The 22,916-nt window shown below is 70.2% G+C and carries 25 protein-coding genes; 10 read left to right on the top strand and 15 right to left on the bottom strand.

Annotation, left to right across the window (positions count from 1 at the left end):
• Nucleotides 1–149 precede the first annotated feature (149 nt).
• The gene (locus ABH933_RS18315) at nt 150–1,001 is read left to right on the top strand and encodes an LLM class F420-dependent oxidoreductase (protein ID WP_429420400.1); all 852 of its coding nucleotides are present in this window, start codon (nt 150–152) and stop codon (nt 999–1,001) included.
• A 26-nt stretch (nt 1,002–1,027) separates the two neighbouring features.
• Here the strand turns inward: ABH933_RS18315 and ABH933_RS18310 are convergent, their stop codons facing one another.
• The 7 genes from ABH933_RS18310 to ABH933_RS18280 all read right to left on the bottom strand — a co-directional run bounded on the left by ABH933_RS18310 (nt 1,028) and on the right by ABH933_RS18280 (nt 5,756).
• Nucleotides 1,028–1,435, bottom strand: a complete 408-nt coding sequence (locus tag ABH933_RS18310; protein WP_429420402.1) for an NUDIX hydrolase — start codon at nt 1,433–1,435, stop codon at nt 1,028–1,030.
• 34 nt (nt 1,436–1,469) lie between these two features.
• Nucleotides 1,470–1,997 (bottom strand): hypothetical protein, encoded by a 528-nt coding sequence (locus ABH933_RS18305; protein WP_429420404.1) that lies wholly within the window; start codon nt 1,995–1,997, stop codon nt 1,470–1,472.
• Between the two features lie 69 nt (nt 1,998–2,066).
• Complete coding sequence (locus ABH933_RS18300) at nt 2,067–2,867, bottom strand: family 1 encapsulin nanocompartment shell protein (RefSeq protein ID WP_429420406.1); 801 nt, start codon at nt 2,865–2,867, stop codon at nt 2,067–2,069.
• A complete protein-coding gene (locus tag ABH933_RS18295) occupies nt 2,864–3,889 on the bottom strand; it encodes a Dyp-type peroxidase (protein WP_429420409.1) in 1,026 nt (341 codons plus the stop codon). Before ABH933_RS18295 ends, ABH933_RS18300 begins: the two co-directional genes overlap by 4 nt.
• A 52-nt stretch (nt 3,890–3,941) precedes the next feature.
• On the bottom strand, nt 3,942–4,268 hold the full coding sequence (locus ABH933_RS18290; protein WP_215916674.1) for a cupin domain-containing protein: 327 nt from the start codon (nt 4,266–4,268) through the stop codon (nt 3,942–3,944).
• Between the two features lie 135 nt (nt 4,269–4,403).
• On the bottom strand, nt 4,404–4,940 hold the full coding sequence (locus ABH933_RS18285; RefSeq protein ID WP_429420411.1) for a dihydrofolate reductase: 537 nt from the start codon (nt 4,938–4,940) through the stop codon (nt 4,404–4,406).
• Nucleotides 4,941–5,756, bottom strand: coding sequence for a thymidylate synthase (locus tag ABH933_RS18280; RefSeq protein ID WP_429420413.1), 816 nt, complete (start codon nt 5,754–5,756; stop codon nt 4,941–4,943).
• Nucleotides 5,757–5,819: 63 nt separating this feature from the next.
• On the opposite strand from ABH933_RS18280, the gene cobF reads away from it, so the two are divergent.
• From cobF to ABH933_RS18260, 4 genes are all read left to right on the top strand, one after another.
• A complete protein-coding gene (cobF, locus tag ABH933_RS18275) occupies nt 5,820–6,575 on the top strand; it encodes a precorrin-6A synthase (deacetylating) (RefSeq protein WP_429420416.1) in 756 nt (251 codons plus the stop codon).
• Between the two features lie 283 nt (nt 6,576–6,858).
• The gene (locus ABH933_RS18270; protein WP_429420418.1) at nt 6,859–7,167 is read left to right on the top strand and encodes a hypothetical protein; all 309 of its coding nucleotides are present in this window, start codon (nt 6,859–6,861) and stop codon (nt 7,165–7,167) included.
• A gap of 98 nt (nt 7,168–7,265) precedes the next feature.
• Entirely contained in the window at nt 7,266–8,000 is a 735-nt protein-coding gene (locus tag ABH933_RS18265; RefSeq protein ID WP_429420421.1) for a hypothetical protein, read from the top strand.
• 77 nt (nt 8,001–8,077) lie between these two features.
• The gene (locus ABH933_RS18260) at nt 8,078–8,944 is read left to right on the top strand and encodes an Fpg/Nei family DNA glycosylase (RefSeq protein WP_429420423.1); all 867 of its coding nucleotides are present in this window, start codon (nt 8,078–8,080) and stop codon (nt 8,942–8,944) included.
• Nucleotides 8,945–9,005: 61 nt separating this feature from the next.
• Here ABH933_RS18260 and ABH933_RS18255 read toward each other — a convergent pair whose 3' ends face one another.
• Nucleotides 9,006–9,860 carry a class I SAM-dependent methyltransferase gene (locus tag ABH933_RS18255; RefSeq protein ID WP_429420425.1) on the bottom strand — a complete coding sequence of 285 codons (855 nt, stop codon included), beginning with the start codon at nt 9,858–9,860 and terminating at the stop codon, nt 9,006–9,008.
• A 75-nt stretch (nt 9,861–9,935) separates the two neighbouring features.
• On the opposite strand from ABH933_RS18255, the gene ABH933_RS18250 reads away from it, so the two are divergent.
• Nucleotides 9,936–10,535, top strand: a complete 600-nt coding sequence (locus tag ABH933_RS18250) for a TetR/AcrR family transcriptional regulator (protein WP_429420861.1) — start codon at nt 9,936–9,938, stop codon at nt 10,533–10,535.
• Nucleotides 10,536–10,559: 24 nt separating this feature from the next.
• Here the strand turns inward: ABH933_RS18250 and ABH933_RS18245 are convergent, their stop codons facing one another.
• Genes ABH933_RS18245 through ABH933_RS18235 form a run of 3 tightly spaced genes read right to left on the bottom strand, consistent with a single transcriptional unit; the run spans nt 10,560 to nt 13,746 of the window.
• On the bottom strand, nt 10,560–12,053 hold the full coding sequence (locus ABH933_RS18245) for a carboxylesterase/lipase family protein (protein WP_429420427.1): 1,494 nt from the start codon (nt 12,051–12,053) through the stop codon (nt 10,560–10,562).
• Nucleotides 12,054–12,069: 16 nt separating this feature from the next.
• Nucleotides 12,070–12,315, bottom strand: a complete 246-nt coding sequence (locus tag ABH933_RS18240) for a DUF2630 family protein (protein ID WP_429420429.1) — start codon at nt 12,313–12,315, stop codon at nt 12,070–12,072.
• Between the two features lie 60 nt (nt 12,316–12,375).
• Nucleotides 12,376–13,746 (bottom strand): PLP-dependent aminotransferase family protein, encoded by a 1,371-nt coding sequence (locus ABH933_RS18235; protein ID WP_429420431.1) that lies wholly within the window; start codon nt 13,744–13,746, stop codon nt 12,376–12,378.
• Nucleotides 13,747–13,816: 70 nt separating this feature from the next.
• Here ABH933_RS18235 and ABH933_RS18230 point away from each other — a divergent pair, with 70 nt between their 5' ends.
• Nucleotides 13,817–14,497 (top strand): pyridoxamine 5'-phosphate oxidase family protein, encoded by a 681-nt coding sequence (locus ABH933_RS18230; protein WP_429420433.1) that lies wholly within the window; start codon nt 13,817–13,819, stop codon nt 14,495–14,497.
• Nucleotides 14,498–14,583: 86 nt separating this feature from the next.
• Here the strand turns inward: ABH933_RS18230 and ABH933_RS18225 are convergent, their stop codons facing one another.
• Nucleotides 14,584–15,849, bottom strand: a complete 1,266-nt coding sequence (locus ABH933_RS18225; protein WP_429420435.1) for a hypothetical protein — start codon at nt 15,847–15,849, stop codon at nt 14,584–14,586.
• Nucleotides 15,850–15,921: 72 nt separating this feature from the next.
• Nucleotides 15,922–16,689, bottom strand: a complete 768-nt coding sequence (locus ABH933_RS18220; protein ID WP_429420437.1) for a crotonase/enoyl-CoA hydratase family protein — start codon at nt 16,687–16,689, stop codon at nt 15,922–15,924.
• Nucleotides 16,690–16,813: 124 nt separating this feature from the next.
• Between ABH933_RS18220 and ABH933_RS18215 the strand changes: the two genes are divergently transcribed.
• The 3 genes from ABH933_RS18215 to ABH933_RS18205 all read left to right on the top strand — a co-directional run bounded on the left by ABH933_RS18215 (nt 16,814) and on the right by ABH933_RS18205 (nt 20,668).
• Nucleotides 16,814–17,449: a TetR/AcrR family transcriptional regulator gene (locus ABH933_RS18215; RefSeq protein WP_215916323.1), complete on the top strand. Its 636-nt coding sequence runs from the start codon at nt 16,814–16,816 to the stop codon at nt 17,447–17,449.
• 9 nt (nt 17,450–17,458) lie between these two features.
• Entirely contained in the window at nt 17,459–19,081 is a 1,623-nt protein-coding gene (locus ABH933_RS18210; protein WP_429420439.1) for an acyl-CoA dehydrogenase family protein, read from the top strand.
• 132 nt (nt 19,082–19,213) lie between these two features.
• The gene (locus ABH933_RS18205; RefSeq protein WP_429420441.1) at nt 19,214–20,668 is read left to right on the top strand and encodes a DUF1731 domain-containing protein; all 1,455 of its coding nucleotides are present in this window, start codon (nt 19,214–19,216) and stop codon (nt 20,666–20,668) included.
• 169 nt (nt 20,669–20,837) lie between these two features.
• On the opposite strand, the gene ABH933_RS18200 is transcribed toward ABH933_RS18205, so the two are convergent.
• Nucleotides 20,838–21,263 (bottom strand): hypothetical protein, encoded by a 426-nt coding sequence (locus ABH933_RS18200; RefSeq protein WP_429420443.1) that lies wholly within the window; start codon nt 21,261–21,263, stop codon nt 20,838–20,840.
• A gap of 3 nt (nt 21,264–21,266) precedes the next feature.
• Nucleotides 21,267–22,904 carry a glucose-6-phosphate isomerase gene (pgi, locus tag ABH933_RS18195; protein WP_429420445.1) on the bottom strand — a complete coding sequence of 546 codons (1,638 nt, stop codon included), beginning with the start codon at nt 22,902–22,904 and terminating at the stop codon, nt 21,267–21,269.
• Nucleotides 22,905–22,916: the final 12 nt, after the last annotated feature.

Genomic DNA, 22,916 nt, shown 5'->3' with positions numbered 1-22,916 from the left:
CGGTGCCCGGTCGCACTTGACCTTGACAGTGGTGTCAAGCCTTACCGTACGCCCATGACACGACACAATGCTGACCGGCGGACCGTCACGAGCGGGCATAGTGAGCGCAGGATCTCCTGTGCAGCACCGGCATTCGGGGGTGAGCTCTGATGGAGACCGGTATTTTCACCGCCGTGACCGACGAGAGCATCGGCCCGGTCGAGTTGGCCCGCGCGGTCGAGGAACGCGGTTTCGAATCGCTGTTCGTGCCCGAGCACACCCACATCCCGGTCCGCGTCGATACGCCCTACCCGGGCGGCGGCGAGCTCCCCCGCGACTACTACCGCGTCTGCGACCCGTTCGTCACCCTCGCGCAGGCCGCGGCCGTGACCACGCGGCTGCGGCTGGGCACCGCTGTGACGCTGCTGGTGCAGCGCGATCCGATCGTCACCGCGAAGGAGGTCGCGACGCTGGACGCGGCCTCGGGCGGGCGCCTCGAGCTCGGCCTCGGGGTGGGGTGGCTGCGCGAGGAGATCCGCAATCACGGCACCGAACCGCGCACCCGCGTGGCGCTGCAGCGCGAGCGAATCCTGGCCATGAAGGAGATCTGGATGCGGGACGAGGCCGAATTCCACGGCCGCTTCGTCGATTTCGATCCGATCTACTCCTGGCCCAAGCCTGTGCAACGCCCGCATCCGCCGCTGTGGCTGGGCGGGTGGGGACCCTCGACCCACGAACGCATCCTCGACCACGCCGACGGCTGGCTGGCGCCGACCGGTATCCCGATCGACGAGCTCGGCCGGGGTATCGAGCAACTCACGGAGCTCGCCCACCGCCATGGACGCCCGCCGGTGCCGGTGATCGCGACGGTCTTCGAGCCCGGCCCGGGTGATCTGGACCGCCTGGCCGATCTGGGCGTGCACCGCACGTTGATCGGTTTCGACCCGCTTCGGCGCGAGAACGCTCTGCGCATGCTCGACCAAGCCGCGCAACAGGTTTCGCCGAACCTCGCAGACAGGTGACGTCCGGCGGCTGCGCGAGGGTTCCCTCACCAGTCGATGAGATCAAGGTCGTGCAGCCGCCGGAACACCAGCATCGAGCCCGGCGCGACGTGCGGCATGGCGGCGTACTCGCCGACGGTGAAGTAGCGCAGTTCGGCCACCTCGCTGGTGGGCCGGGGGACACCGGCGAGGTCGGCGGTGAAGCAGGTCATGTGCAGGGCGGTGCCGGGGGCGTGACCGTATGCCTCGCACTCGAATACGCCGAGTTCGGTGTACGTCGCCACGTCGACGCCCAGCTCCTCGCGGGCCTCCCGGTGCAGCGCCTGGACCGGAGTCTCGCCCGGATCGATCTTGCCGCCCGCCATGTAGAAGACCTCCTTACCCGTCGAACGCGCCTGCAGCAGACGACGATTGCGGATGTGGGCCAGGGCCGCGGTGCGAATCGTGGTGTCCACCTTCTGGTTCTCCTCGGCTGCCGGGGTGGGGAATTCAGCGCGGCGTCGGCGGCGCCAACTTCCAGTGCGCGTGCAGGGCATTCGCGATCTCGGGCAGAATGGTGACCGGAATTCGCTTGTGCCGCAGTAGCTTCCGGATCTCGCGGACCTGCTCGCGCTTGCGGTGCTCATAGGCGTTGGACACCGGGCGCACCACCGGCGGAATCGAGAGCAGGACCAGTTCGCCGTGGAGTTCGTCGCCGCCGGTCAGATCCAGCGCCAGCGACCAGCGCGCCCGCTCGTCCAGCGCGAACCGCCCGGCCACCACCCGGCTCCAGGCGATCTCGGACTCGTGTAACGGCGTGCGGCGCGAGATCGTGTGGTCGGTGAGCACTACGACGTCGCGGCCGAACAGCAGCGCCAGCACCGCGATGCCGGCCGCCGCTCCGGCGAAGAGCCCGGTGAACACCCGGTTCACCCCGAACCCGGCCACGGTCGCCCCGCACACCAGCGCGGTCGCGAGCACGCCCAGCGTGCCGTAGATCAGCGCCCGCCGCCCGGGGACCACACCCGCACGCACCATCGCCCTGAAGTCCTTCCTACCTACCTCCTGCACCGTACCGGGGCGTTCGGCGGCGGGGGAGCCCGACTATCAGGCCGACAGGGCGACCGCGGCCTCGGCGGTGTAGACCAGGAAGGTCAGGCTCTCCTGGAAGTACAGCCGCACCGACTCCGCATCGTGCGAGAGATAACCGATCGAAAGATCCTGGCCCAGCTGCAGATCGAAGTCGCCCCCGCGCGTGGTCAGCACGAACGCGCCGTCGATCGCCGGCGCCCAGATGATCTCGCCATCCGGAATGAGCCGCTCGATATGGGTGCGGATCGGGTAGCCGTGATCGGAGGTCTCGCTGACCGCGGTGAAGAGATCGGCGCTGAGCAGGACCGAATACGGGCCGTCCACGCCGGCCAGCCGCAGCTTGCTCACCGCCTGCGCGATCGCCTCCGGGGCCGTGCGCGGGTCCGCGGGCCGGGCGACCGGCTCGTGCGAGGACGCGGCCCGGATCCCGGCGATACCGGCGGCCCGGTAGCCCTCGAAGATCGCGCGGTCCTCGGCGAAGGCGATCTTGCGCGCGGCGTCCTTGACCGCCTCCAGGTCGATGTCGCGGGCCCCGCGCTCGGCGTTGTCCAGTTCCTCGCGCGCGAGGGTGAACGGGACCCGCAGCTCGACCAGCGGCGCCACCTGCCGCTGCCGCGCGAGGATGCCCTCATCGGGTGCGTCGATCTCCGCGGTGCGGCCCAGACCCACCGCGGAAAAGTCGGTGCCGTGCGGGCCCGAGACGTCCACGACCCGCCGTCCGGCGATGTGCCGCTTGAAGGTTCGCCGGGCCTCGTCCTCGATCTGCGACCACGCCTCGTCGGTGACCGGGGCGAGTTCACGGTGCAGATTGTTCATGGGTTCAGTCCTTTCGGGGATGCCAGCGCGCCGATGCCGAGCGATCCGTCGCCGTCGGCTGCGCGAGCCTGCTCGGGTTCCGTCGTATCCGCGCCCGCCGGTTCGGGTAGCGCGTCGAAGAATCCGGAGGGCGGGGTGAAGAACAGGGTTCCGGTGACGGCGGTGGAGAAGTCCAGGATGCGGTCGTAGGCGGCCTCGTCGCTGCCCAGGAACATCCGCTCGAGCATGCGCTCGGTGACGTTCGGGGTCGCCGCGTACGCGATGTAGTACGTGCCGAACTCACCCTCGCGCACGCTGCCGAAGGGCATGTTGGCACGCAAGATCTGGCGCTGCGTGCCGTCCGGGTCGTACAGCGTGTTGACCGCCACGTGCGAATTCGCGGGTTTGTCCGCATCGGACAGCTCGTAGTCGCCGAGCTTGGTGCGGCCGATCACCCGCTCCTGCTCGGCCACCGGCAGCGCGTTCCAGGCATCGAGGTCGTGCAGGTATTTCTGCACGACCACGTAGCTGCCGCCGGCGAAATCGGGGCTCGCCGCACCGATCAGCGCCGTCGAGGCCGCCAGGGCGCCCTCCGGATTCTCCGTGCCGTCGACGAAGCCCAGCAGGTCGCGCTGTTCGAAATAGCGGAATCCGACGGTCTCGTCGACGATCGTCGCCGCACCGCGCAGCCGCTCGCCGATGGTCATCGCCAATTCGAAACAGGCGTCCTGGGATTCGGCCTTGATATGGAACAACAGATCTCCCGGCGTGGCGGGCGCGCGATGCCGGGGGCCGTCGTAGCCGGGGAACTCGTGCAGCTCGGCGGGCCTGGGTCCGGCGAACAACCGGTCCCACGCGGCGGACCCGATGCTGGTCACGCACGTCAGATCCGCGCCGGGCACCCGGAAGCCCACCGATCGGCGCAGCCCCGGCAGCTCGGCAAGCAGATCGCGGACGACCGATTCACCGCCCGCATCGATCGTGGCCACCAGGAACAGTGCCGTGCGGCTGAGCGGATCGAGGATCGGTTGCGGCTCACCCATGATCGACAGCGTACGGGGCGCGGGCGTGGGGTGGCGGGAGGTGAGCGGTCACCTATTTCGCGACGGTCAGCAGGAACGCCACGTCGTCGATGGCGGTGACACTGTGCCGGGCGCTGGGCACGATCAGCAGATCGCCGGGCGAACCCTTCCATTCGTTGGCACCGCTGAACAGCGTCAGCGTGCCGCTGAGCACCTGCAGGGTGGCCTCGCCGAGATTTTCGTGCTCGGCCAGGCTCTGCCCGGCGGTCAGCGCGATGACGGTCTGCCGCAGGCTGTGCGTATGGCCGCCGCACAGGGTCTGGGAACTGCGTCCGCTGGTATTGGCTGCGGCCAGCTTGAGTTGCTGGCGGGCCACCGCGGTCAGCGATTTCTTGTCCATGAGCAGCCTTTCACGCATATGCCGTGCGAGTGTTGCCACGGGCCGACTAGTCGTGAGTATGCCCGAGTTCGGGTGTGTGAACGGGGCGTTTCGGATTGCAATTCCATGTTCGCACCTCCCCGCGCGGGACCGGGGTCAGGCGCGCAAGTAGCGCAGCCATCGATAGCGCAGCCCGCTGCGCGATTCCCGCCAGGGTACCTCGGCGGCGGTCCATTCGGGGCCGATGGCCGGGGCGAAGGCATCGCCCTCGACCTCGGCGTCCACCTCGGTCACCAGTAGTTCGGTGGCGTAATCCATGGCGGCCCGGTAGATTTCGCCGCCGCCCATCACCCAGACGGGTCCCGGACCGGCCAGCGTCAGGGCCTGCTCCAGCGAAGCCGCCCGCTCCGCGCCCGCGGCGGACCAGTCCGGCTGCCGGGTGATCACGATATTGCGCCGATCCGGCAGCGGCCGGAAGCGCACCGGCAGCGAATCCCAGGTGCGCCGCCCCATCAGCACCGGATGGCCGCGGGTGACCCGCTGGAAATACGCCATGTCCTCCGGCACCCGCCACGGAATCGCGTTGTCGCGGCCGATCACCCCGTCCGGGGTCTGCGCCCAGATCAGCCCGACGACTCGCTGCCCCACCGCGCCGTTCTCCGCCACCGCGGTGCCGGATCCGCCCTCGGCCATTCAGACCGCCACCGGGGCCTTGATGGCCGGATGATGCTGGTAACCGAGCACTTCCACGTCCTCGTAGGCGTACTCGAACAGGCTCGGTGCGGGCCGCAGCCGCAGCCGCGGGAACGGGTACGGATCGCGGGTGAGCTGCTCGCGCACCTGATCCACGTGATTGTCGTAGATGTGGCAATCGCCGCCGGTCCAGATGAAATCGCCCGGCTCGAGCCCCGTCTGCTGCGCGACCATCGCGGTGAGCAGCGCATAGCTTGCGATATTGAACGGCACCCCCAGGAACAGGTCGGCGCTGCGCTGGTACAGCTGGCACGAGAGCCTGCCCCGGGCCACATAGAACTGGAAGAACGCGTGGCAGGGGGCCAGGGCCATGCGGTCCAGATCGGCCACGTTCCAGGCGGAGACGATCATCCGCCGCGAATCGGGATTCGACCGCAGGGTCTCGAGGACCTGCGAGATCTGGTCGATATGGGTTCCGTCCGGAGATGGCCACGATCGCCACTGCACCCCGTACACCGGGCCCAGTTCGCCGTCGGGCGCGGCCCATTCGTCCCAGATGGTGACGCCGTGCTCGCGCAGCCAGCCCACGTTCGAATCGCCGCGCAGGAACCACAGCAGCTCATAGACGATCGACTTCAGATGCACCCGCTTCGTGGTGATCAGCGGGAAGCTCGCCGCCAGGTCGTAGCGCAGCTGATGGCCGAAGATGCTGCGGGTGCCGGTGCCCGTGCGATCGGATTTCTCGGAGCCCGAATCGAGCACCAGGCGCAGCAGATCCTCGTACTGGGTGTCCAGGGCGGGGCGCTTGTCGTCCATGGTTCGCAGCTTACGCACCGGGGCCGACAGGTCCGCGGGCCGCGGCTGGCAAGCTGATCCCTCGTGCGGAAGCTGTACGTGATCGGAATCGGCGCGGGTGATCCCGACCAGGTGACGGTGCAGGCCATCAAGGCCATGCGCCGCGCCGAGGTGTTCTACGTCATCGGCAAGGGGGAGGCCAAGCGCGAGCTCGTCGACGTGCGCACCGCCATCCTCGCCGAACATCTGGACCATCCCTACCAGATCGTGGAGATCGCCGATCCGCCGCGCGAGCGCACCGTCGCCGACGGCGATTACCGCGGCGTCGTGCTGGATTGGCACGAGCGCCGCGCCGCGCTGCTGGCCGAGGCGTTCGCGGCCCACGACGGTGTCGGGGCGATCCTGGTGTGGGGCGATCCGTCGCTGTACGACAGCACCCTGCGGATGATCGAGCAGGTCGCCGCGCGCGCCCCGCTGGACTACGAGGTGATTCCCGGGATCACCAGCGCCCAGGCGCTGGCCGCGCGGCATCGCATGGTGCTGCACGAGATCGGCGAGCCGGTGCACATCACCACGGGCCGCCGCCTGCGCGAGGAGGGAATGGCCCCGGATGGGTCCACGCTGGTGATGCTCGACGGTGAGACCTCGTTCACCGGCGTGCCCGGCGACGATGTGCACATCTGGTGGGCGGCCTACCTGGGCATGCCCGACGAGGAGCTGATCGAGGGCCCGCTGCGTGCGATCGAGGACCGAATCATTCAGCGCCGCACTGAACTTCGTGAAGTCAAGGGGTGGATCATGGACATCTACCTGCTCCGGCGCATCGACCGGGACGACTGATCGGGCTCGGTGGACCGCTCCGGCACGGAACTCCCGGCCGAGCTGCGCCGTTCGGGTGCGCCGCGAGCTTGGACAGCTGCGATAACGTCGCTCGATGTCGTCGCCGAGGGCTTAGAATTACGAGTGGACCGACCATCGATCTGTCCAAGGGCATGAGCCTGTGGACTTTCCTGCGCGGTCACGAATTCGCCAGTAGCGCGACACAGCATATGTGCCTGTTCCGCACATCGGTCGAGGGTGCCGGCCTGACGGTTTATGGCCGTGCCGATAACGAGGAACGACCATGACTATCACCACGAAAGCACCCGCACGCACCCTGCGGGTCCGCCTCGCCGTGGTGGGCGCGCTCGTCGCGCTGCCGATGGGCCTGTCCGTCGCACCCGCGCTGGCCGCGCCGCCGACGGTGACGCCGGTGGACAACGGCTGGCGGGGAGATTGCGACCACTCCGGGCGGTGGGCCTGGGAGCAGGACCGCGGACAACGGCGGTGGAGCGATTGCGACCACAGCCGCGGCCACTGGGAGATGCGCGATCACCGCTGGCAGTGGCACCACGACCGCGGCTACAGCTCGCCGTCTGCCCCCCATAGGTAGCGCCTGACAACCACATTTGTCCGCGCTGCGGTGATCCAGGACGTGCGCTGGTTCGAATCTCTCTCGTAGGTACCGACGTCCAACGAAAGAGGTAATCCATGGCAGTGCATCGCCCCACGGCCGCGAACAAGTGGCTACTGCGTACCGGATCGTTGCTGGTCATCGGCTCGATTCCGGTATCGGCCGGATGGTCCCATCCGGCCGTCGCAGTGGCGAATACCCCCGCAGCGCCGGTCGTCGCGGTGAGTCCGCATGCCCCGGCCGCGCCGCGCACACCCGCGACCCGGCCGATGCCCGGCGACGCCCTCGCCCCGATCGACCCCACCACCCTGCATCTGCCCGATCGCGCCGCGCCCGTGCTGCCGATCCAGGCCCCGGCCGGGACGCTGCGGATCGGTTCGGTGGTCGTGCCCCGGCCGGGCATCATCGACGCGCCGACCGGCGATCAGATCAACACCGCATCCGCGAATGCCGAGGCCGGGCTGGCCCAGGGCCTGGACTCCGTCGGATTCGCGCAGTCGCGCTCGGATCGCATCGCGGCGGACACCCTGGGCGGTGCGGCCACCGGCGCGGTGGTGGGCTCCACGCTTGCCAGTCCGCTGGCCGTCACCAGTGCGGTCGTCGGGGCGGTCGCCGGGCTCATCGCCGGGGTGCCGTTCCTGCCGGCGGGGCTGGTCGTCGTCCCGGTGATCGGCGCGGCCATCGGGTACGGGGTGATCGCGGCGCCCGCGGCCGCGGCGGGAGCGGCGGTCGGCGCGGCCGTGGGGGGCGCCCAGGGCATGCTGACCCCGCCGACGGGACCGGACAACGTTCCCGCACCGCGGGCGCACTGATTCGGCACGCAGTCACGGACCGGCCCCCCGAAGGGCAATGCCGCCGATATGTCGGTGGGGGCCGGTAGGCTCCGGGCGTGCCCGAATTACCGGAGATCGTGGCGCTCGAGCGGTTTCTCGCCGAGCATGCGGTGGGCGCGGTGGTGGGGCGGGTGGATGTCGCGGCGCTGAGCGTGCTGAAGACGTTCGATCCGCCCATCACCGCGCTGTCCGGGCGCGACGTCACCGGCGCGGGGCACTGGGGTAAACACCTCGGGCTCGAGTGCGATGGCCTGTGGCTGATCACCCATCTCTCCCGGGGTGGCTGGCTGCGCTGGATCGATGAGCCGGGCCGCGCGGCACCCAAACCGGGGAAGGGGCCGCTGGCGCTGCGGGTGCACTTCTTCACCCCCGAGGGGGCGACCCCGGCCTTCGACCTCACCGAGGCGGGCACGAAGAAGCGGCTGGCGGTGTGGATCGTCGAGGATCCGCAGTCGGTGCCCGGCATCGCCCGCCTGGGCCCGGACGCGCTGGAGATCACCCAGGAGCAGTTCGCCGAGCTGCTGGGCGGTACCGCGCAGCGCCTCAAGACGGTCCTGGCGGACCAGTCCGTCATCGCGGGTATCGGCAATGCGTATTCCGACGAAATCCTGCACGCGGCAAAGCTTTCCCCGTTCGCCACCGCAAACAAGCTCGACGATTCGGAGTCCGCCCGGCTGTACACCGCGATGCGAGCTGTCCTGTCCGACGCGATATCCCGCTCGGTCGGCCAGGAGGCGGCAAAACTCAAGGGCGAGAAGCGATCCGGGCTGCAGGTCCACGCTCGTACCGGGCTGCCCTGTCCGGTCTGCGGCGACATCGTCCGCGAGGTTTCCTACGCGGACAAGTCTTTTCAATACTGCGCAACCTGTCAGACCGGCGGCAAGATCCTGGCCGATCGCCGTATGTCGCGCCTGCTGAAATAGGCGCGGATTTCCATATCTGCCAAGGTGTTCCGGGCTGTGGTACAGTGCGCACTCTCCGCGATCAGGCGGGGGTGCGGACCGCGGTTACCGCCACGGTCGCGTACGGCATGGTGAAGCTGCCGCCCATCGCGTCGATCGCGGCGCCGACACCGGCCTGGAGTTCCGCCAGCCGGTCCGCGGGCAGGCGGGTGAAGCCGCCGGAAGTCGGTAGCTGGTCGAGCCACTCGTCGCGGGTGTAGGTCCGCTCCCAGTCGTACCGCCACTGTTCCGGTTCGCCGAATTGCCCGGTCGTGCGGATGCCCTCGGCGATCTTGTCGAAGATTGCCTGGTACAGCTCCGCCGCCGGCCGGGTCGGCTGGTTGACGAAGGGCGAGTCCGGGACCACCCGCCGGTACACCTCGGTGAGCTGCTCGCCGAGCTCGGGCGGCAGCTGGAAGACGTGGTGGAAGGGCGCCAGCAGCCCGCCGGGTCGCAGCACCCGTGCCGCCTGCGCGGCCCCGGCCACCGGATCCACCCAGTGCCAGGCCGTGCCCGCGACCACCGCGTCGAAGGTGCGGCCCGCCGGATCCCAGTCCTCGAAGGTGGACACCTCGGCCTCGACGCCGGTGCCGCGCGCGAATTCGGCCATCCGCGCGTCGGGTTCGACGCCCAGCACGGTGCATCCGGCCGCCCGGAACTGCCGCGCGGCGATGCCGGTGCCGGAGCCGACGTCCAGCACGTCGCGCCCGGGTGCGGTGCGGACGATTCGTTCGATCAGTTCGGCTGGATACGGCGGCCGGGCGCGGTCGTAGCGGGCGGCGTCGACACCGAAGGATTCGGCCATGGCGCGGGCGCGATGGGGTGCGAGGGACGACGGCGGCTCGGGCTGTACGGCCGCGGGCTCCGGCGACGGGGATTCGGGCGGTAAAGTGGGCATGCGCCCACTTTAGTGAGCGAGTGGGCGCATGCCCACTATTTCGAGCGAGGTATGAGGTTCGCCCTCAGCGAAAGGATGGTCCGAGTGCCCACGGGAGTGGCCCTGCGCGACGTACGGGAGCAGCTGTTCGGCGCCGCCGAACGCATCATGCTCCGGGACGGTCCGAACGCGCTGACCAGCCGGGCGGTCACCACGGAGGCAGGCTGCGCGAAAGGCGTTCTGCACAAGCACTTCACGGACTTCGACTCCTTCCTCGCCGAACTCGTGCAGGACCGGATCATTCGTCTGCGCGGTCAGGCCGACGCCCTGCTCGGGTCCGCGGGCACGGGCACGGTCGTCGGCAATCTTGCTGCCGCACTGACCGATCTGTTCGGCTCGGTGGCCGTGTCGATGGTGAGCCTGCTCATCTTTCGTGACGAGCTGCGGGCCCGGCTGCGCTCGGCCCATCCGACCGGCATCCCGCTTCTCAACGAGGCCGGGGCCATGATCGCCGCATATCTGACCGCCGAGCGCGAGCTGGGGCGCATCGCGGCCAACGCCGACATCGACACGCTCGCACCGACATTGCTCGGCGCGGGGCACCTGTCGCACGCCGATCGGTCCGCCGCGCCGCCCGAGCCCGCGGCGGTCCGACGGATGGTCACTGCCGTCCTGGCCGGGGCATTGCCGGGCTGAACATCCGGACGACAAGGCCCGGGATCAGTCCCGGACGGCGACCCGAATGCTCTCCCACGCCAGGCGTTTGGACTTCTCCGGATCCACCTCGAGGCGGGCCGGATAGTCGATCACCCGGGTGGTGCGGCGCTGTTCGGTGTACTCCGGCCACGACGGCAGCGGCTTGCCGGTGCGCGCGAAAGCCAGCCAGTTGTCCTGGAATTCGCGCTGCACCGCGCGAAAGGCCCGGTGCCCGCCCGCCGCCGTGGTGAGCCGGCCGAATACCGAGTCGACGCCGCCGAATACCGGGATCAGATCCAGGGCGTGGGTGGCGCCGAAGCCGGCCAGCCGGACCGCGCGCGGGGCGTAGTCGTAGCGGTACGCATAGGTGGGCGCGTGGCGGCTGTGCCCCTCCATGACCTCGAGCGAGGGCCGCCAGAAGACCCAGTCTCCGCCGGCGCGCACGGCCGTCTTGGTCGCGGGATATCCGGGATACGCCGCGGCGATGCGGGATTCGGCGCCCTCGGGCAGCACGCGGCGCAGCCGGTCCGGGGTGGTGGGCAGGGTGTCGTCGAAACGCTGGAACAGCGTGGCCTCGTCGCGATTGGTGCCGATGATCAACGGCAGCGCATGCGCGCTGCCGTCGGTAATCGCCTCGATCGGAATCTTCGGCAGGAAGTCGCCGTCGGCCACCGGCGCGGCGTGGAATACCGCCGGATCCTCCCGCGAGGACCGCCCGAGCTGCCTCTCGACCGCCTTGCGGATATCGTTCGCGCTCGCCCGACCCAGCACGCTGGCCGCGTTTTCCGGTGTGGCACCGAGCCTTTCGACGACGCGGCGGGCGAACGACCGGGCCTGTTCGGCGCTGAGGCCCCAGTCCGCGGGCGGACTCTGGGCGATGCCGCGGTGGAAAAGTCCGCCGGCGGCGGGCGTGGCCAGCAGCGCCAGCGTCGCATGCGCGCCCGCCGATTCGCCGAATACCGTGACGTTGTCCGGGTCCCCGCCGAACGCGGAGATATTGCGCTGCACCCACTCCAGCGCCGCAACCTGATCGCGGAGCCCGAGGTTGGAGTCGAAAGGCCGCTCGGGCGTGGAGAATTCGCTGAAATCGACGTAACCGAACGCGCCCAGCCGATAGTTGATCGACACCACGATCACATCGCCGCGCAGCGCCAGGCGCGAGCCGGAGTACAGGCTCAGCGCGGTCGTGCCGATGAGGTACGCGCCGCCGTGGATGAACACCATCACCGGCCGCGGACTGGACGACGGCTCCGCGGGGGCCACGACGTTGAGGGTCAGGCAGTCCTCGCTGGTCGGCTGCATGCGCCGCGGGCCGATGCGCGCACCCGCGCGGGCCTGCATCGACGCGAGGCCGAACTCGGTGGCCTCGCGGACGCCGGTCCACGGCTCCACCGGCTGCGGGGCGCGGAAGCGCAGTGCTCCGACCGGGGCGGCCGCATACGGAATCGCGCGCCAGCGCGCCAGGCGGCGGCCGCTCAGGCCGCGCACGACTCCATCGGCGGTGGAAATCTCTACCATCCGCCGATGATAGCCGTTACTGCAGGTAACCCTCGACCTGATTCGCGGTGTTGACCTGGGCATCGTCGGGGCTCACGCCCTGGTCGATGCGGGCCCGGCGCTGCCGCAGCAGGTCCCAGCACTGGTCGAGCTGCACCTCGAGGTTGGCCAATTGCGCCCGCTCGGTCCCGGGGTCGAGGTCGCCCGCGGTGGCCTTGGACCGGAGCGTGTGCTCCCGATCCACCAGTTCGGTGATCCGCGCGAGGATGTCCTGATCGGTCATAGCGGCCATGCTACGGGGTAGCTCCGGGTGTGCCGCGCTTCCCGGTACGGGTGGCACGGGTCACCGGTGCGCGGCGAGGTGCCGTCCGGCGACTCGCGCGGCGGCGGCCAGGTCGTCGCGCGGAAGGGCGGCATAGCCGAGCGTGATGCCGAACCCGCGTGGCTCCGCGAGGTGATGCCTGGCCAGGGCGTCGAGCAACACGCCGTCCTTCCGTGCCGCGGCGATCACCTCCGTCTCCGCCCGCGCCGAGGGCAGCGGGGCGACCACATGAGATCCGGCGTCGTCGCCGAGTACCTCAACACCGTTCCACCGCAGCTCGTCGACGAGAAGTGCACGCCGGGGCGGCATTTCGCGGCGCAGGCGCCGCAGGTGGCGGGCGAGATCGCCGTGCCGGGCCAGGTGCGCGACGATCTGCTGGCCCGCCGGGGCCGGACCGGTTCCGGTCGATTCCCGGTGCGCCACAATGGCCCGCGTGATCTCCTGTGCGGCGACCAGCCAGCCGACGCCGAGGCTCGGCGACAGGATCTTCGAGGTGGTCCCCAGGTGTACAACGACATCCGGGGCCAGGCCCGCCAGCAGTGGCAGCGGCGCGGTGTCGTACCGCAGTTCGCCATCGTAGTCGTCCTCGACGACGATCGCGCCGATGCGGCGGGCCAGCTCGACCAGCGCGACGCGGCGCGCGGCGGGCATCCGGGCGCCCATCGGAAATTGGTGCGCCGGAGTGCAATACACGGCCCGCACGTCGGGCGGAATCAGATCGATGCGCAGGCCCTGGGCATCCAGCGGCACCGGAATCACCCGGATGCCCTCGGCCCGGAAAGCGCCCACCGCGCGCTGATATCCGGGCTCCTCCATCGCCACCGCGTCGCCCGGGCGCAACACGGCGGCGGCGAGCTCGCGCACGGCGGCGCTGGTACCCGACGTCGCCAGGACCTCGCCGTTGCCCCCGGCGAGTCCGCGGTGTCGCAGCAGGTGTTCGGCAACGACCGCGAGATAGTCGGATTCGCCCGCCCTGGTCTTGTACGTCAACGGGTTTCGGTCACCCGCGGCCCGCCACGCTCGGCGCCAGGCGGCCCGATCGATGGCCTCCACACACGGCGTTCCGGGTGTCAGGTCCAGCAACTGCGCGGCGGGATCCGGATCGTGCGCGAGCGGGCGGCGGCGGTGCGCGGGCACGGGGGAGGCGGTGAGATACGTGCCCGATCCGTGCCGGCCGCTGAGCCAGCCCTCGGCGTGCAGCTGATCGTAGGCGGCGGTGACCACGGTGCGGCTGACCCCGAGCTGGGCCGCCAGGGCGCGCGAGGACGGCAGCCTGTCGCCCCCGCGCAGGCCGCCCGCGGTGGCGGCGGCCCGCAGCCCGTCCGCGACCTGTGCGGCCAGCGGCGTGGGCGACGCGCGATCGACGAGCAGCGGCAGATCCGGCTGACCCATGGAAGTGGTATTCCGATCTCATCGGGAATTGGCCATTCAATAATGCCACTCGACCGAGGAAGCTCGGGATATGACCGATACGCGCACCCCGCTCTCACCGACGCCACGCAGCACTCTCACCCGCTACCGGGGCCGGCGCGACGCCACCGACCGCGCCGCGCTGGACGAACTCCTCGACGCCGCGATGATCTGCCACCTCGGTGTGCTGATGCACGGCGCGCCGGTCGTGCTCCCCACCATCTACGGCCGCGACGGCGACACCCTCTACCTGCACGGATCCACCGGCGCGGGCAATCTCCGGGCCGCGGCAACCGGCGATGTCTCGGTGACGGTCACCCTCGTGGACGGCATCGTCTACGCCCGCGCGGCCATGCACTTCTCGATGAACTTCCGCTCGGCGGTGATCCACGGCCGCCCCGTCGAACTCACCGACCCGGACGCCCGCCTGCACGCCCTGCGCGTGATCGTCGAGCACGCCGCCCCCGGCGCCTGGGACAACGTCCGCCCGCCCACCGCCAAGGAACTCGCCGCCACCACCGTCCTGGCGCTGGACCTCACCGAGGCGTCGGTCAAGACCCGCGCGGGCGACCCCTCCGACGACGCCCCGGACCTCGCCTCCGACACCTGGGCGGGAGTACTGCCCGTCCGCCAGATCTTCGGGGAGCCGTACTCGTCGGCCGACCTCACAGCGGGCATCGCCGTCCCGGAGCACGTCCGCGCCCGGTTCGATAGTTCCGTCGCATCGAGGTAGCCGGACACACCCATGGATCCGTGCCGAAATCCGCAGAGTTCCCCGGGAATTCGGAGCAAGCACTGCGGAATGCGATGACTCGTGTGCTACCAGGCGGTGACGGGTAGATCCGCTCGATCCAGGGCGGTGCGGGCCAGTTCGGTGAGGGCGGTGGGGGATTCGATGCGATCGGGGTCCAGGGAGATCAGGGACAGGGTGTAGGTGTCGGACAGGCGGGACAGGTAGGCCGATAGGCGGGTGCGGGGGAGCGGGGCGGTGAGGCCCGGGTGGATGGCGCGCGCCGCGACGCCGACGCAGCGGTGCGGGCCGAGGTGCGACAGGGTGGCGGGGAGCGTTCCGATGTTGGAGCACAGGATGTCTCGTTCGCCCGCGCCGCGCGAGAGGGCGTAGGCGGCGCGGGCGGGCAGCACCTGCAGGATTTCCTCTGGGAGGCCGGCGGGGCTCGACATGTGGTGTTCGTATGCGGCGCGGCACTTCTCGCGCAGGGTGGAGGGAGTGTCGGAACGGGTGACGGCGACTTCCGTCATCGCCATGTCGTTGTTCACGCGGGACTCGGACCTGGTGTCCACCGGCACACTGGCGTGGATGACCGGATTGCGGAATCCGCTGTCCCACAGCATCTGTGCGGTCAGATAGAGAAACAGTGTGTTGGCCGTGCCGCCGCGCGCCGCGGCCGCGAGCTCCCAGTCGGCCGCCGGAATCTGCAGCACAGCAGCACATGTCGAGGCTCCGCCGACGTTGCCGGATGCCGGGTCCGAACGGCCCGGGGCGGGTTCCGGGCGGGCCGGGATGCCGTGCCGCAATGCCCGTGCCGTCCCGCCGATGACGACGGACCATTGTCGGCGGGCATCCGCCCAATCCGACTGTGAGGCACTGAGTTCAGTGTGCACCTCACCCCGGCGGTCCCCGGTGTCGAGCCCGGACAGTGCCCGATCCACCGCAATCGCCAGCCCCCGCCCGTCGGCAAGTGCGTGCGAGCAGGTCAGCGATACCAGCGAACCGCCATCCGCGAGCTCCGCGGCCGCGAGCCGCCACCCGGGACCGAACTCCGGATCCAGATCGAATCCCAGGCCGTTCGCCCAGCCGAGCACCTCCTCTTCGCGCAACGGCCGGGAGGCCAGTCGCAGCGGATGAGCGCTGCTGGTGGCCTGCCAATACGGCCGCGCCCCCGGCACTCGCGCCCGCACCACACGTCGCCCGAGCGGTCCGGTCCGCAGCGCGGCGTGCACGCGCGACAGGAGCTCCCGGGGGACGCGATCGGCGGTGCGCCACAGGCCCTGCAGCGCGATCGGCGTCCCCATGCCCCGGTGCGTCCGCAGGAAGATCTCGTCGACGACGCTGAGCCTGTCCACTACGCGAGCCTTTCGCGGCCGGCCGCGGGCCGGGGGTCTGGTGGTGCGGGGCGGGCGGCGGCGGGCATGGATTCAGGCCCGGCCGCCGTGGCGCCCCGCGCCCGAGGCGAACCGCTGCGCACCGGCGAGGGCGCCCTCAGCGTCGGCCAGGGCGGTCATGCCGTGGCGCAGCTCGTTGGCGATCGCCGCGTCCTGCTCCATGCCCTGCTGCTCCAGCGCGGACAGGCGGTCCGAGCGCAGGCAGGTCTGTGGCAGGGCGGCCAGCTCGGCCGCGAGGTCCTCTGCCGCCCTGCGTGATTCGCCGTTCGGGACGACGCGGTTCGCCAGGCCCATCTGCAGCGCCTCGGCGGCGCCGACGGCCCGGCCGGTGAGGATCATGTCCATGGCCCGGCCCTCGCCGATGATGCGGGGCAGCCGCACCGTGCCGCCGTCGATGAGCGGCACTCCCCAGCGGCGGCAGAAGACACCGAAGGTGCTGTCCTGCTCGGCAATTCGCAGGTCGCACCACAGCGCCAGCTCGAGTCCGCCCGCGACCGCATACCCGGAGATCGCGGCGATCACCGGCTTGGACAGGTGCATCCGCGTCGGCCCCATCGGCCCGTCACCCTCCGGGGTGACCTGGTTGGCCCGTTGGGTGCCAAGGGATTTCAGGTCGGCCCCGGCGCAGAACGTACCGCCCGCGCCCCACAGCACCGCCACCGCGGCCGAGGGATCGGCGTCGAATTCCCGGAAGGCCTCGGCCAGCTCACGCGCGGTCGGCCCGTCGACCGCATTGCGGGCCTGCGGCCGGTCGAGCACGACGGTGAACACCGGGCCGCTGCGTTCGATTCGGACACTCACACCTGCTCCTAGCTGTTCATCGGACGGACTCACCCCGCGTCGCGCCCTGCTCGCGACTCGAGCTCGACAATACGTGCCCTTCCGGCCCTTGCGTCAAGAAATGAATTTGTGATTCACTTCTTGTGTGGTTTACCGCAGAACCCCGGCCGTGCAGGCCCGCCTCGATGCCCAGGCGGGCGCGATCGTGCATGCGGCCACGAGGGTGATGTCGCGGGAGGGCTTCGCGGGGCTGTCGATGGTGGCGGTCGCCGCGGCGGCGGGCGTGGCCACCGGCACCGTGTACAAGCACTTCAGCGGCAAGTCGGAGCTGGTCACCGCGGTCTTTCGTGACGTCGTCGGGCGCGAGGTGGCGGCCGTCGCCGAGGCGGCCGGAGGCGGTGGCAGCTCGGTCGAGCGGGTCACGGCCGCCATCGAGACATTCGCCGGCCGCGCACTGAAGAATCCGAAACTGGCCTACGTCCTGCTCGCCGAGCCGGTGGACGCCGCGGTCGATGCCGAGCGCCTGCGCTTCCGGCGCGCGTTCACCGACACCTACGAGTCCGCGGTGGCCGAGGGTGTCGCCAATGGGCAGCTGCCACCGCAGAATCCGCGTACCAGCGCCGCCGCACTCGTCGGCGCCATAGGCGAGGTCATGGCCGGGCCGCTCGCGCAGGAGCAGCAGAGTGAATCGGTGATCCCCGAGCTGGTCGAGTTCGCCCTGCGCGCGTTGGGTTTTCACGATCCGGGTGGCGCGGGCCGTGCCCCGGCCCCGCACGAATAGGAGTTCCGCATGCCCACACACGAAGTGTTCAACCAGGTTCCGCCGATCGTTCCGTTCGACTACTCGCGCAATCCGGCGCTGCTCGAGGGGCTGCACCGCGAGGGCGCGGGCTGGGCCGAGGCCGAGGTGCGCGAACTGGGTCGGCGCGCGGGCGAATTCGAGGCCCAGGAGTGGGGTCGGGTGGCCAACGAGTACCCGCCGGTGCTGCGCACCCACAACCGCTACGGGAACCGGATCGACGAGGTCGAGTTCCATCCGTACTGGCATGCGCTGATGGACGTCGCGGTGACGCACGGCCTGCACGGATCGCCCTGGCTCGACGAGCGGCCCGGCGCGCACACGGCCCGCGCGGCGAAGTTCTACACCTGGGGTGTCGCCGATGCCGGTCACATGTGCCCCATCTCGATGACCTACGCCGTGGTGCCCGCGCTGCGGCACAATCCGGAGCTGGCCGCCCGGTACGAGCCGCTCCTGGGCTCGCGCACCTACGATTTCGGCCTGCGCGAGCCGTCGTCCAAGGCCGGGCTCCTCGCCGGAATGTCGATGACGGAGAAGCAGGGCGGCTCGGACGTGCGGGCCAACACCACCACGGCCACACCGCAGTCCGACGGTACGTACCGGATCGTCGGCCACAAGTGGTTCACCTCGGCGCCGATGTCGGACATGTTCCTCACCCTGGCCCAGGCGCCGGGCGGGCTGTCCTGCTTCCTGCTGCCCCGGGTGCTGCCCGACGGCACCCGCAATGCCCTTCGTCTGCAACGGCTCAAGGACAAGCTGGGCAACAAGTCCAACGCCTCGTCGGAGATCGAGTACGAGAACGCCACCGGCTGGCTCGTCGGCCAGGAGGGCGCGGGCGTGAAGACCATCATCGAGATGGTGAACATGACCCGCCTGGACTGCGTGATCGGCTCGGCCACCGGCATGCGCATGGGCGTGGTGCAGGCGGTGCATCACGCGCGGCATCGGGAAGTGTTCGGCGCCAAGCTGATCGACCAGCCGGCCATGCGCAACGTGCTCGCCGATCTGGTCATCGAATCGGACGCGGCGACCACCGTCATGATGCGGCTTGCGGGCGCGACCGACCGCGCGGCGAGTGACCCGGCCGAGGCGGCGCTGCGCCGGATCGCGCTGGCGGTCACCAAGTACTGGGTGTGCAAGCGCGCGCCCGTGCACGCGGCAGAGGCGCTGGAGTGCCTGGGCGGCAACGGGTATGTGGAGGAATCCGGCATGCCCCGCCTGTACCGCGAGGCTCCGCTGTCTTCGATCTGGGAGGGTTCGGGCAACGTCGCGGCGCTGGATGCGTTGCGTGCCATGGCGCGTCAGCCCGAGAGTGTGGAGGCGTACTTCAACGAGGTGTCCCTCGCGCGCGGCGGCAACCACCACCTGGACGACGCGATCGATCGAATCGGCAAGGAGCTCACCGATCTCGGCGACATCGAGTACCGCGCCCGCCGCGTCGTCGAGCTGATGGCCCTGGTCCTGCAGGGCGCGCAGCTGGTCCGCCACGGTCACGCCGCGATCGCGGATGCCTTCTGCGCCAGCCGTTTCGGCGGCGACTGGGGCATCGCCCTGGGCACCCTACCCCTTGGCGTCGACACCACCGCCATCCTCGAGCGCGCCCACGTCGCCTGACGGCGAGGCCCGGGATCGCCGGCTGCGGGCCACCGCGACGACCACGCCACCTCGGGAGCATGATGTCCCGCGCGCGAGTGGGTGAGGGAGCACACGCTTCCGGGCCGCGGTGGCGCGGATTAGCGTCGGAGTATGGCTCGTACAACGACGTACACGCAGTTCATCGCCCTCGCGCCGGACCGGCTGTGGGCGGTGCTGGCCGATCCGGCCCGGTGGCCGGAGTGGAATCCGGCGGTCACCTCGGTGCGGTTGCACGCCGCGCCCGGTGCGGGTGTCGCCGGGGACTATGTGCCGCGCGGCGCGGTCTCGGCCGCCGTACATTCTCGGCTCGCCAAGCCGTTCGTGATCGCCGAATTCGTGCCCGGCCGCACCCTGACCATTGCCCAGTCGGAACCACTCGGCGAGTTGCGCATCACGTGGACGCTCACTGCCGCGTCCGGAGCGGTCGGCTGGGATGGCCACAGTGGGCACGCGGACATGCCCCCCCCGGGTGGCTCACCCTCCGGCATGGCGGTCGGCACCGAACTGACACAGCGAGTTTCGCTGACGGGGCCATCGGCCGCGTTATATTGGCAGGTGATCGGTGCGCGGCTGCAGTCGCAGGCGCTGGTGTGTTTCGCGCGGCTCGCGCTGCTGGCCGGGGTCGTTCCGGAGCCCGGCGCGCTGCACGTCGTCATCGCGGGCGGGACCGGTGCGCTGGGCCGAACCATCGCCGCCGACCTGACCTGCTGCGGGCAGCGGGTGAGCATACTGACCCGCCGCCGCGATCCCTCGCTGCCGTTCGAGCAGATCGAATGGGACGGGCGCAGCGTCGGGGAATGGGCTGCGGCCCTTCGTGATCCGGGGCCGACCGCGGTGATCAACCTGGCCGGGAAGCTGGTGGACTGCCGCCCCACCGCGGCGAATGTGGCCGAATTGCGCAGCAGCCGGGTCGATTCGACCGCTGCGCTGGTCGCGGCCTCGAAATCGCTGGACCGCCCGATCGATCGCTGGATCCAGGCCAGCACGACCGCGATCTGGTCGGACGCGGGCGAAATGCGCTGCACCGAAACAACTCCGCTGCCCGTCGGTCTGCCGCAGATGACCGGCGTCGCCGAGCCGTGGGAGCGGGCGTTCGAGGGCGCGAACGCCGTGCACCGGACGATTCTGCGCACCTCGATCGTGCTCGCCCCCGATGCCCCGGCCCTACGGCGCCTGTGCGATCTGACCCGGGCCGGGCTCGGCGGCCGGGTGGGGCCGGGCGATCAGTGGTTCAGCTGGATCCACGTGCAGGACTGGCTGGCGCTGGTCCGCGCCGCGCTCGGCCTGGACCCGCAGGTGCAGCTGCCCGATGGAATCCTGGTCGCCGCAACGGATTTTCCGGTCCGCAACCGCGACCTCATGGCCGCGCTGCGACGCCACCTGCACCGCCCGCCGGCGCCGCCCACCCCGGCGGCGCTGCTGCGATTCGGCGCGATCTTCCTGCGTACCGACGCCGCGCTCGGCCTCACCGGCCGCCACGCCACCTCGGAGGTGCTGCCGCACACCGGATTCCGCTTCCGTTATACGACGCTCGACGATGCGCTCGGCGATCTCCTTCCACATTGAGTGCACCCGCAACCGTCATCCCGGCGCGCTTTCGGGCTCCCGCGGCACCGCGTGCCGACGGCACCATCCGATGAGCCGTCATCGATGTCATTAGTGGCCGTAATCCTCTGGCGCACAGTGGACTACGCTAGCTTCCACAGCGCGTTCGGATGACACAGCGCGGCCGACCTCAGGGAGCAGCCGCAAGCGCCAGGCCGATCAGCGTCACGACCTTGACGACCTCGAGTCCCACGTACCACAGGTGCGCGGGCGAGCGCGGCCCCTCCTCGCCCGCCAGCACCCGATTCGAGCGCCGGGTGAGCGGCGGGCGCACCAGCACGACCTGAAGCGCCAGCACGACGACGGTCACCAGCAGCCAGATCCAGGCTCCCGTGCACGCCCGCACCACCGCCGCCGCGGCGATCAGCACGGCGGCCAGCACGATCTCCACGGCGTTCAGCGCCCGGAACACCAGGCGGCCGATGCCCAGCCCCAGCGCCAGCGTGACCCCGGGCGCCCGGAACTTCAGTGGCGCCTCGAGAAACGAGATCGCCAGCACCATGCCGAGCCACAGCATCGGCAGGAACCACAGCAGGTGCTGGGCGATCGAGTGCATTGCTCAGCGATGCACTCGGTACCAGCGGATCAGCGCATCGGTCGACGAATCCGATTGCGGCGCGGGATCTTCCGTGGAGGTGAGCAGCGGGGCCAGCTCGAGGGCCTGCTGCTTGCCCAGTTCCACGCCCCACTGGTCGAAGCTGTCGATGCCCCAGATGGTGCCCTCGACGAACACGATGTGCTCGTACAGCGCGATCAGCTGGCCCAGCACCGACGGCGTGAGCTGGGGCGCCAGGATGGCGGTGGTGGGCCGGTTGCCCGGCATCACCTTGTGCGGCACCACCTTCGGGTCGGTCCCCTCGGCGGCGATCTCCTCGGCGGTTTTGCCGAACGCCAGCACCTTCGTCTGGGCGAACAGATTGCTCATCAGGATGTCGTGCATGCTGCCGGTGCCGTCGCGGGTGGGCAGATCGTCCGTCGGCTGGGCGAATCCGATGAAGTCGGCGGGAATCAGCCGGGTGCCCTGATGCAGGAGCTGATAGAAGGCGTGCTGGCCGTTGGTGCCGGGCTCGCCCCAGTAGATCTCGCCGGTGGAGGTCGTCACCGGGGTGCCGTCCGCGCGCACCGATTTGCCGTTGGACTCCATCGTCAGCTGCTGGAGGTAGGCCGGAAAGCGGGCCAGGTCATTGGAATACGGCAGCACCGCCCGCGACTGCGCGCCGAAGAAGTTCGAATACCACACGCCCAGCAGGCCCAGCAGCACCGGCGCGTTCTGCGCCAGCGGCGCCTGCACGAAATGCTGGTCGACGCTGTGCATTCCGGCGAGGAACTCGGCGAACCGCTCGCGGCCGATCACCGCCATGACCGACAGCCCGATCGCCGAATCGACCGAATAGCGGCCGCCGACCCAGTCCCAGAACCCGAACATGTTCGCGGTGTCGATGCCGAATGCCGCCACCCGCTCGGCATTGGTCGAAACGGCCACGAAGTGCTTGGCGACCGCGGCCTCGCCGAGCGCGGCCACCAGCCAGCGCCGGGCGGCGGTGGCATTGGTGAGCGTCTCCAGAGTCGAAAACGTCTTGGAGGCAACGATGAACAGCGTCGAGGCCGGATCGAGCCCGTCGAGCTTCGCGGTCAGATCCGCCGGGTCGACATTGGAGACGAACCGCGCCGAGATTCCCGCGTCCGCATAGTGGCGCAGCGCCTGATACAGCATGGCGGGCCCGAGATCCGAGCCGCCGATGCCGATGTTGACCACCGTCGTGATGCGCTCACCGGTGGCGCCGCGCCACCGGCCCGAGCGCAGCGAATCGGTGAAATCGCCCATGGCGCGCAGTACCTCGTGCACCTGCGCGCCCGCGTCGGCGCCGTCGACGACGACGGTTTCGCCCAGCGGCAGCCGCAGCGCGACATGCTCGACCGCGCGATCCTCGGAGGTGTTGATGTGCTCGCCGCGGAACATCGCATCGCGTCGCTGCGTCACCCCGGCGACCTCGGCCAATTCGACCAGCAGATCCAGGGTTTCGCGCGTGATGCGGTGCTTGGAGTAGTCGATGTGCAGGTCCGCGACCTGAACGGTGAGCTCGCGCCCACGGTCGGGATCCTCGGTGAAGAATTCACGCAGATGCCGATCGGCGATGCCGGCGTGATGATCCTGCAGTTTCCGCCAGGCCGCCGTCGCGGTGATGTCGCTGCTCACTCCGGCGACACT

The organism is Nocardia sp. GP40 (assembly GCF_050434125.1).
GTDB classification, from domain to species: domain Bacteria; phylum Actinomycetota; class Actinomycetes; order Mycobacteriales; family Mycobacteriaceae; genus Nocardia; species Nocardia albiluteola.
Note: the sequence above shows the minus strand (reverse complement) of the source record. Positions and strands in the feature narration are given on the sequence as shown.

Coding starts and splice junctions, on each gene's coding strand:
- ABH933_RS18200 (WP_429420443.1), bottom strand. CDS start 21,263: ATGCACTCGATCGCCCAGCACCTGCTGTGGTTCCTGCCGATGCTGTGG.
- ABH933_RS18305 (WP_429420404.1), bottom strand. CDS start 1,997: ATGGTGCGTGCGGGTGTGGTCCCCGGGCGGCGGGCGCTGATCTACGGC.
- ABH933_RS18295 (WP_429420409.1), bottom strand. CDS start 3,889: ATGGGTGAGCCGCAACCGATCCTCGATCCGCTCAGCCGCACGGCACTG.
- ABH933_RS18205 (WP_429420441.1), top strand. CDS start 19,214: ATGGCTCGTACAACGACGTACACGCAGTTCATCGCCCTCGCGCCGGAC.
- ABH933_RS18230 (WP_429420433.1), top strand. CDS start 13,817: ATGACCGATACGCGCACCCCGCTCTCACCGACGCCACGCAGCACTCTC.
- ABH933_RS18315 (WP_429420400.1), top strand. CDS start 150: ATGGAGACCGGTATTTTCACCGCCGTGACCGACGAGAGCATCGGCCCG.
- ABH933_RS18265 (WP_429420421.1), top strand. CDS start 7,266: ATGGCAGTGCATCGCCCCACGGCCGCGAACAAGTGGCTACTGCGTACC.
- ABH933_RS18210 (WP_429420439.1), top strand. CDS start 17,459: ATGCCCACACACGAAGTGTTCAACCAGGTTCCGCCGATCGTTCCGTTC.
- ABH933_RS18280 (WP_429420413.1), bottom strand. CDS start 5,756: ATGGACGACAAGCGCCCCGCCCTGGACACCCAGTACGAGGATCTGCTG.
- ABH933_RS18300 (WP_429420406.1), bottom strand. CDS start 2,867: ATGAACAATCTGCACCGTGAACTCGCCCCGGTCACCGACGAGGCGTGG.
- ABH933_RS18270 (WP_429420418.1), top strand. CDS start 6,859: ATGACTATCACCACGAAAGCACCCGCACGCACCCTGCGGGTCCGCCTC.
- ABH933_RS18240 (WP_429420429.1), bottom strand. CDS start 12,315: ATGACCGATCAGGACATCCTCGCGCGGATCACCGAACTGGTGGATCGG.
- ABH933_RS18285 (WP_429420411.1), bottom strand. CDS start 4,940: ATGGCCGAGGGCGGATCCGGCACCGCGGTGGCGGAGAACGGCGCGGTG.
- ABH933_RS18235 (WP_429420431.1), bottom strand. CDS start 13,746: ATGGGTCAGCCGGATCTGCCGCTGCTCGTCGATCGCGCGTCGCCCACG.
- ABH933_RS18250 (WP_429420861.1), top strand. CDS start 9,936: ATGGTCCGAGTGCCCACGGGAGTGGCCCTGCGCGACGTACGGGAGCAG.
- ABH933_RS18290 (WP_215916674.1), bottom strand. CDS start 4,268: ATGGACAAGAAATCGCTGACCGCGGTGGCCCGCCAGCAACTCAAGCTG.
- ABH933_RS18245 (WP_429420427.1), bottom strand. CDS start 12,053: ATGGTAGAGATTTCCACCGCCGATGGAGTCGTGCGCGGCCTGAGCGGC.
- ABH933_RS18255 (WP_429420425.1), bottom strand. CDS start 9,860: ATGCCCACTTTACCGCCCGAATCCCCGTCGCCGGAGCCCGCGGCCGTA.